Genomic DNA, 7,143 nt, shown 5'->3' on the forward strand with positions numbered 1-7,143 from the left:
ATCCCTTAAAGGTCACCAACGATGTGCCGTTGTATATGGGCCCAATGTTTCATAGAGCCCCCGAGTCGATGCGATACATTTATCCCAAGACGCCAGCCAGCGTTCTTCTTGAGTGGCTCGATAGCACCCCAATATCGGTCCGATTTACGCTGCTAAGAGGCCTCGTCAACGAAGCCAACTACGGGACGGGCGGCATCGTCCAGGCCGATGATTTTAGGAGCAGGCGGCATGCGGTCGCGTTCTGGCTGAGACGGCGTCGTCGGAGTGATGCGTGTGCCGAGAAAATCCGCCTCGCCTGCGCCTATGTCGATGCAATGATGGTAGAGCGCGGGCTTCCGGATCTATGGCGTGGGGAAATAGCAAGGTACACCGCGGCAGGGAACCTCGACTCCGTGCGGCGCCTTGGGGCCTTATCCAAGGCGTGGATGACAGCCGATAGTTCCTGGTCGGAAATGCGCGCCAGCTCATTGGCCCCAAAGCGTCTTCGTCGATGGGAGCGCAAACAACGCGTGTTCTTCTCCGTTCGGCCGTAGCGACAAACGGCTTTCATATCGTATTGATATAGCATACGATATGATACAGAAGCCGGAGGATACGATATGGCGCGGATTGGCATTGCCTATGAAGTTGTCGCAGCTGCAGCCGATGCGCTGCTTGCGGAGGGACGCAAAGCCACGTTGGCGGCCGTCCGGGAGCGTATCGGCAGCGGCAGTATGAATACGATTCACCGGCACTGGACGATCTGGCAAGGCCGCCAGAAACCCGTGCCCCGCAAGCTATCCGAGCCAAATACGCGGCTGCTTTCTGCGCTGGGCTCAGAGCTTTCCAAAGTCGCCGAGGAGGCTGCCTCCGAAGCGGATGCGGCGTTGGCGCAGGCGATGCACGAGCTTTCCGTGTACAGCGCCAACGGCGAAGCGCTGGAGGCAGAACGAGACGCGCTCGCAGAGCAATTGCTCCAGATCACCACCGAGCGGGACACGCTTGCTGGCAAATCCGCTGGTCAATCCGCCGAGATCGAACGACTGACCCAAGATGCCGAGCGCGAGCGCGACGATGCCGCTGTGGTACGGCGTATGTTGGCTCAGGCCGAACTCAGGTTGGAAGCGGTGCCGCGCCTCGAAGAAGAGTTGGTACAGCTTCGGGCTCAGCTGGCCGCCGAGCAAACGGCACGCACGGAAGCCGACAAGATGGCAGCCGTCGCCGAGGCACGGCGGGGCGCCGCCGAAGCGGCCCAGGCACAAGCCGAGGCACGGCTGGCCAACGCGGAGCAACGGGAAGGTCGGGTCCGCGTGGAATTGGCGGAAGCGCAGGCCGCGCATCAATCCACGCGAGAGAGGCTGACCGAGGCCGTCGGCGTTGCAGCCGGCGCTCAGGCAGAACTGAAAGCATGGCGGGAAAAACAGGCCGAGGCCGCAAGGCAGGCCGAGACCCAGGGCCATACGGAACTGGACGCCCACGGCGCCGGTAGTGCCGCGCAGAGACCCGCCCGCAGCCGCAAACCGGTGCAGGGGAGTTGATCCCCGTCTAGCGCCTGCCGCCGCCTCTTGACTTCGATGGCGGGAGGGCATCCTGACAGAAACACTCAAGGTTCCGGCTTGGAAGCCGAAGGACCGTCATCTGTCAGGAGAAAGACATGCGTAGCACCATCGCCGCGATCGGCGCCGCCCTCACCTTTTCCGCCTCGCCCGCGTCGGCTCTCGGCGTCCTCGCCTACGGGGACGAGCCGGTGGGTGACCCCGGCGCCATCGTGCAGGATTTGATCTCGACGGAGTTCGAGCGCTTCTTCAGTGCCGCCGGGACGGTCCTGGTGATTCACTACGATACGGTACAGCTGGGAATGGACCGCGTGTGCCACGCCACCGTCGGCATCAGCGCGGGCACCCGAGGCCGGAGCCACCGCACGGCTTCCCGCTTGGCGTTTCAACGCGACCCGCTTGATCCGGAACCATGGGAATGTTGACCTGGCTGGCAGACGTGAGTGCCTCACCAGCGCGATACGCGAGGCCGCACGAAACATGATGCAGGTGCCAATCCCCGAGTTGGCAACGCGCAGCGAGGCCTCGCTTGTCGGGGCGCGCAACGCCAAGCGCGCCGGACGGGACATTTGACGGCCCGCCCTGCTGTCCGGCCTTGACTTCATGCCTGGCCCTGTAGATTGGAAGTATGACCCATCACCCCCGTGCTTCCGATGCAGGCCCACCCCACGCAACTCAGCCTCTTTGATGAAATCGCTCGCGCAACCGTCGCACGATCGCCGGCTCGCCCATTGGTGCTGATGGCCTGCTCGGCCACGAAGCTCAACCGCCCTGCCCCCGCCATGGATCTGTATCGCGGCGTCATGTATGAAACGTTTCGCGCGCACGTGCGAGCCGATGCGCAGCCCCAGGTCATCATCCTCTCGGCGCAGCATGGCTTTATCCAGCCGGACGCGGAGATTGCCCCCTACGATGCCCGTATGACCGCGGATCGCGCGGAGACCATGCTCTCGGGCCTGTCGACGGCGATGGCCGGTGCGGCGTGGCCCGACCAGGTCGGCCCGGTCTTCCTCGCCGGCGGCATGCACTACCGTCGGGTGATGCGCGGCCGTGGAGCGGTGGGCCCGCAAGGTTGGTGCTGGTGCTACCCCGGCGATCGTGGAGACCAGCGGCGGCATCGGGATGCAGCGCTCCCAGCTCGGCCAGTATCTGGACGGCCTAAGCAATGACCCCTCCGAAGAGATCGGGCGCTTTCCCAACGGCGTGTCCTACTTCCGCCGCGCTGGGCCATTCACGGTGGGCGAGCGCGTCATGCACGCCTACCGACACCTGCCCGGGATTGCGCCCCGTTGGGCAACCATCCGGAGCATTTTCCAAGGACCCAGCGGCATGACCGCCGAAGCCGACGTCGAGGAGGGAACGGGAAACCGCGCGCACATCGTTTCCCGTTGGATCGCTCTGACGAATCTCCAGCCGAACCAATGACTATCACCATCACCCTGCAGTTGGAAGCCAAGGCCCTCGCTGCCAACCTCGATGGCACGCCCGACGCCCTGCTTGCCCTCACCCATGCCGGCTACCGCTACTGGACCAAAGCCAGACGCCTGCATTTCCCACCGCCGCGGCGCGAAGCGTTGCTGTTGGAAATCATGCGTTTCTGTGCAGACACAAACCTGCTGGAGTGCCCCCCCGACCCTGAGGACGGCGACCGCCAGCAGGTGATAGAAGAGATGCTCGACGCCCGCTATCCGCGCTATGCCCGCCTCAAGCGCAATCCGCATCGCGCATGAGCGTGGTGACGACCTTCTCTCCAGAGCCACACGGCGGCGAGCATCTGTCCGCCTGGTTTCACCCCGCTAACCTGAAGGCTATGTCCGCCTCGAAGAGGCGGTAGGGGTGCGGGGAGAGCGGAATTCAGTATATAAATGCAGTCATGACACCCGTCGACAGTCTCTGGCTCACCAATCCCACCCTCGCCTACGCCGATTGGCAGCGCCGCGAGGCAGCCGGCGCGGACCGGCGCCCTTTCGCGGCCCGCTCGATCATCCAGCATCAGGCCATGTTCGAGCACTTTCGGCGTCATCTGCTCGACGCCGACACCACCGTGGCCACCTTCGGTCCAGACCATATCGATACCTTCTGGCAGGCGCCCGACGCGCGCGGCTACAGTACCGCCACGCGCATGCGCTATCTGAAACTGCTGGACCGGTTGTGTCGCCACTTGGTTGCCATCGGCGTGCGCAAGAGCAATCCAGCCGGTCAATTGGTCCGCGACGGTCAGTGGCCGAAGGCCGAGCCGGATCCCATCTACCTGCCAGAGGACGCGGACGCCCGCCTGCAGGCTTGGGTGCAGCCGCACGCTGGGGATGATCAGGCGGCCTTGCGCAACCGCGCCATCGTGGCGCTCTTCCTCGGCACCGGCGTCACGGCATTGGAAGGCCGCACGGCCCGCCGGGAGGACCTGCAGCCCGATGCTGCCCCGCCCTACCTGCGCGTGCCAGCCCACGGCGCGCGTGATACACGCACGATCCCCCTCGCCGCGTTCGCGGTGCCAATCCTGACCGAGTGGTGCGTTCGCCGGCGGACCCCTCCGGTCATTGGCGACCTCGTGTTCTCACTCCAGGCCAGCGGCGAGCCGATCACGGATATGAGCCTTGGCAAGATCGTGCGAGCGGCGCTCCTCGCGATCGACTTCGAAGCGCAAGACATGAGCCCGCGGGTGCTGCGCAACACCTACTGCCGCCGGCTGCTACTTGCCGGGCGCAACCGCGATGAAGTCAGCAAGCTGCTTGGGCTGGCCAGCACGCGAACCTGCGACCGGATCAGAGCCACCATTGATGCTCAGTTGTAAGTGTTGGTGTCCCCAAGTCCCACATACCGCATAGAGTTTGCTATTCTCGCGGACGCCTCTACGGCGACATATCACCAATTAACCAGACCACAGAAGAATCCATGGCAACCAAAGCAAAAGCTGTCGTAAAGTCCGCGGCCAAGCCTGCCGCCACGAAGGCAGCGCCGGCCAAGAAGGCAGTAGCACCGGCAAAGAAGGCCGCTGCGGCTGCACCGGTGGCGAAGCCGCTGAAGGAAACCTTCACCAAGGCGAGCTTGCTGGCCCACCTGGTCGCCCAGACCGAGCTGGACGCCAAGACCGTCAAGACCGTGCTGGCACATCTGGAAAACACGGTCCTGAGCGCGGTGCACAAGAAGGGTGCGGGCGAGTTCACGCTCCCTGGCCTGCTCAAGGTCACTGCCCTGCAAGTAGCGGCGACCAAGAAGCGCTTCGGCAAGAACCCTTTCACCGGCGAAGATCAGTGGTTCGCAGCAAAGCCCGCCACCGTCAAGGTGAAGGTCCGCCCGCTGAAGAAACTGAAGGACGCCGCGGTGTAAGGCGTACCGACCTGGTGAACGAATGGAGCCCGCGAGGCTCCATTTTTATGTATGCCCGGCTGGCAAAAGAATGGGCCTTACATGGCGGTCCGAAGGACGGGCGCAAGGTGGATCTCAACGCGAGCGGACGGCTGAGATTGGCCAGCTTGCGACATTGCGCGCCGAACCGGAAGCGACCGCTTCACATGCGAAGACGGACGGAGCGGCCTCCAACGTCGCGACGACTCAGCAATTCGATTGACTGCTCCGCATCGTGCGCAAACGATGGGAGCGCCTCAGCTCGTGTGCTGGCTCCTGTTCACAATGGCATCCGCTCCGTCGCTCCGATAGATGCAAGACAGAACGTCTTCTCCGGCCATATCACTTCTTTGGTGACGTGGTGAGCGATTGTTTTAGGCTTGCGTCTCTCCCATGCGCGCCGTCAGAACGGTCAGGGTGGCTGCCACCAATAGCAGTGCCGCGCTCGCCACGAACGTGCTTTGGTAGCCGCTGTGGTCGAACAGCAGCCCCCCCACAGTGGCGCCCAGCGCGATGGCCATTTGCACGACCGCCACCAGCAGGCCGCCGCCGGCCTCGGCGTCATGCGGGAAAGTCCGGGCCACCCATGCCCACCAGCCCACAGGCGCGGCGGTACCCGTCAGGCCCCACAGCGCCAGCAGGGCGACGACTACTGCCATCCAGCCGCCGAAGGCGATCAAGGCTGTGGCGATGACGGCCATCACCAGCGGGATGGCAATCAGCGTCTGGTAGAAGCCCCGCTCAAGCGCCTTGCCAATGAGCATGGTGCCAATGAAGCCCGCGGCGCCAATCGCCAGCAGGATGAGCGAGAGCGTGGGCACCTGCACCCGCGTCACCGTCTCCAGGAACGGCCGCACGTAGGTGAACAGTGCGAACTGCCCCATGAAGAACAGGCTGCTGGCCGCCATGCCCAAGGCGACACCGCGACGCTTGAACAGCGCGAAGATCCGGAGGGCATTGCCAGCGCCTGTCGTGCGTGCCGGGGCCTGCATGGAAGGCAGCGTGCGCCACTGCCAGACCAGCGTGATCAGTGCCACCGGCACCAGGCACAGGAAGGCGCCGCGCCAGCCGATGACGGCACCGAGGTAGGCGCCCAGCGGCGCAGCCACCACCGTGGCCAGCGCATTACCACCATTTAGGATAGCCAGGGCGCGTGGCACCTGAGGCGTCGGCACCAGCCGGATGGCCGTGGCCGCCGACATGGACCAGAAGCCGCCGATGACCACGCCAATCAGCGCCCGGCCCAGCAGATAGGTGAAGTAGTTCGGCGCCAGCGCGACGATGGCGCCGGACAGGCCCATCGCCGCTGTCAGCGCCAGCAGGAGCGTCTTGCGATTCAGGCTGCCGGCCAGCGCCGCGATGAACAGGCTCGTCACCACGGCAAACGCGCCTGAGATGGCGATGCCTTGCCCCGCCATGCCTTCGGTGATATGCAAGTCGGCGGCCATCGGCGTGAGTAAGCTGACGGGCATGAACTCCGAAGCGACCAGCGCGAACGCGCAGATCGACATAGCGAAAACGCCGCTCCAGGAGGCGGATGGCTCCCTGGTTTCACGCGGAGTGTCAGTGTTGCCTATGGAGTCGGCGGATACTTGGGCGGTCATGGAATATTCGGTTATGTCTTGATATGGACGAGCAATGCTGTGCCTGGCAGTCAGAGCGGACGCGGTATGGCGATGGGGTGTCAGTCGCCGAAGGAGACCGAGAGACGCCAAGGTCTCCAGTTGCTGCTGTATTTGCCGGTGTGCGATCTGAGGTTCAGTCCTCGACGCGCTCGATCCGCACCTTGTACGGCCCGGGCTTGGCCAGAACGGATAAGCCCTCGTTCACTTTGCCCAGCGGCAGAAGGCTTCGCGAGTAGGTGCGGCCTTGGATAAAAATCGCCAGGTTTCCCCAGGGCGCGTAGTGGGCCAGTTCACCGGCCACAGGCGCCATGCCGTCCGGCGCACCCTGCGTAGACAGCTTGCGCGGCAGGTTGGACCCGCGCTCGATGGTGGCGTAGTCCTCCATCGTGAGAGACAGCGGAAGTAGCGCCGCGAAATCGCGCGCCGTGGCGTTGTCGTACAGCGTGGCGGTGGCGCTTTGGCCATCGACGGTCAAACGAATCTTCATCGAGAACTCCTTCGAGGGCGCGGCCGATGGCTGGGCTACTGAATGACCCAGGGAGCAAGCAGCCAGCCCTAGTACTACTGTGTTAACAACTACTCGGTTTTCCGACCGCAGCACGGGCACCGTTCAAGGCGGGCAAGCAGTGCGGCAGCGA

Annotated in this window: 9 protein-coding genes; 7 read left to right on the top strand and 2 right to left on the bottom strand. The window is 64.2% G+C overall.

The window, feature by feature from the left end; all coding sequences use genetic code 11:
* Positions 1-599 precede the first annotated feature (599 nt).
* From ACGLHR_RS29845 to ACGLHR_RS29875, 7 genes are all read left to right on the top strand, one after another.
* Positions 600-1,517: a hypothetical protein gene (locus ACGLHR_RS29845; protein ID WP_400098110.1), complete on the top strand. Its 918-nt coding sequence runs from the start codon at positions 600-602 to the stop codon at positions 1,515-1,517.
* Between the two features lie 116 nt (positions 1,518-1,633).
* The gene (locus tag ACGLHR_RS29850) at positions 1,634-1,960 is read left to right on the top strand and encodes a hypothetical protein (protein ID WP_400098112.1); all 327 of its coding nucleotides are present in this window, start codon (positions 1,634-1,636) and stop codon (positions 1,958-1,960) included.
* A gap of 357 nt (positions 1,961-2,317) precedes the next feature.
* A complete protein-coding gene (locus ACGLHR_RS29855; RefSeq protein WP_400098127.1) occupies positions 2,318-2,704 on the top strand; it encodes a DUF6884 domain-containing protein in 387 nt (128 codons plus the stop codon).
* A complete protein-coding gene (locus tag ACGLHR_RS29860; protein WP_400098129.1) occupies positions 2,634-2,960 on the top strand; it encodes a hypothetical protein in 327 nt (108 codons plus the stop codon). The genes ACGLHR_RS29855 and ACGLHR_RS29860 overlap by 71 nt, the downstream gene beginning before the upstream one ends.
* On the top strand, positions 2,957-3,265 hold the full coding sequence (locus ACGLHR_RS29865; protein ID WP_400098114.1) for a hypothetical protein: 309 nt from the start codon (positions 2,957-2,959) through the stop codon (positions 3,263-3,265). The genes ACGLHR_RS29860 and ACGLHR_RS29865 overlap by 4 nt, the downstream gene beginning before the upstream one ends.
* A gap of 143 nt (positions 3,266-3,408) precedes the next feature.
* Positions 3,409-4,326: a tyrosine-type recombinase/integrase gene (locus ACGLHR_RS29870; protein WP_400098116.1), complete on the top strand. Its 918-nt coding sequence runs from the start codon at positions 3,409-3,411 to the stop codon at positions 4,324-4,326.
* A gap of 101 nt (positions 4,327-4,427) precedes the next feature.
* Positions 4,428-4,862, top strand: a complete 435-nt coding sequence (locus ACGLHR_RS29875; RefSeq protein WP_400098118.1) for an HU family DNA-binding protein — start codon at positions 4,428-4,430, stop codon at positions 4,860-4,862.
* A 392-nt stretch (positions 4,863-5,254) separates the two neighbouring features.
* Here the strand turns inward: ACGLHR_RS29875 and ACGLHR_RS29880 are convergent, their stop codons facing one another.
* Both ACGLHR_RS29880 and ACGLHR_RS29885 read right to left on the bottom strand, forming a co-directional pair.
* A complete protein-coding gene (locus ACGLHR_RS29880) occupies positions 5,255-6,484 on the bottom strand; it encodes an MFS transporter (RefSeq protein ID WP_400098119.1) in 1,230 nt (409 codons plus the stop codon).
* A 154-nt stretch (positions 6,485-6,638) separates the two neighbouring features.
* Positions 6,639-6,992: a cyclophilin-like fold protein gene (locus tag ACGLHR_RS29885; RefSeq protein ID WP_400098121.1), complete on the bottom strand. Its 354-nt coding sequence runs from the start codon at positions 6,990-6,992 to the stop codon at positions 6,639-6,641.
* Between the last annotated feature and the right edge of the window lie 151 nt (positions 6,993-7,143).

It is taken from the genome of Cupriavidus sp. CuC1, from assembly GCF_044627735.1.
Lineage (GTDB): Bacteria > Pseudomonadota > Gammaproteobacteria > Burkholderiales > Burkholderiaceae > Cupriavidus > Cupriavidus ulmosensis.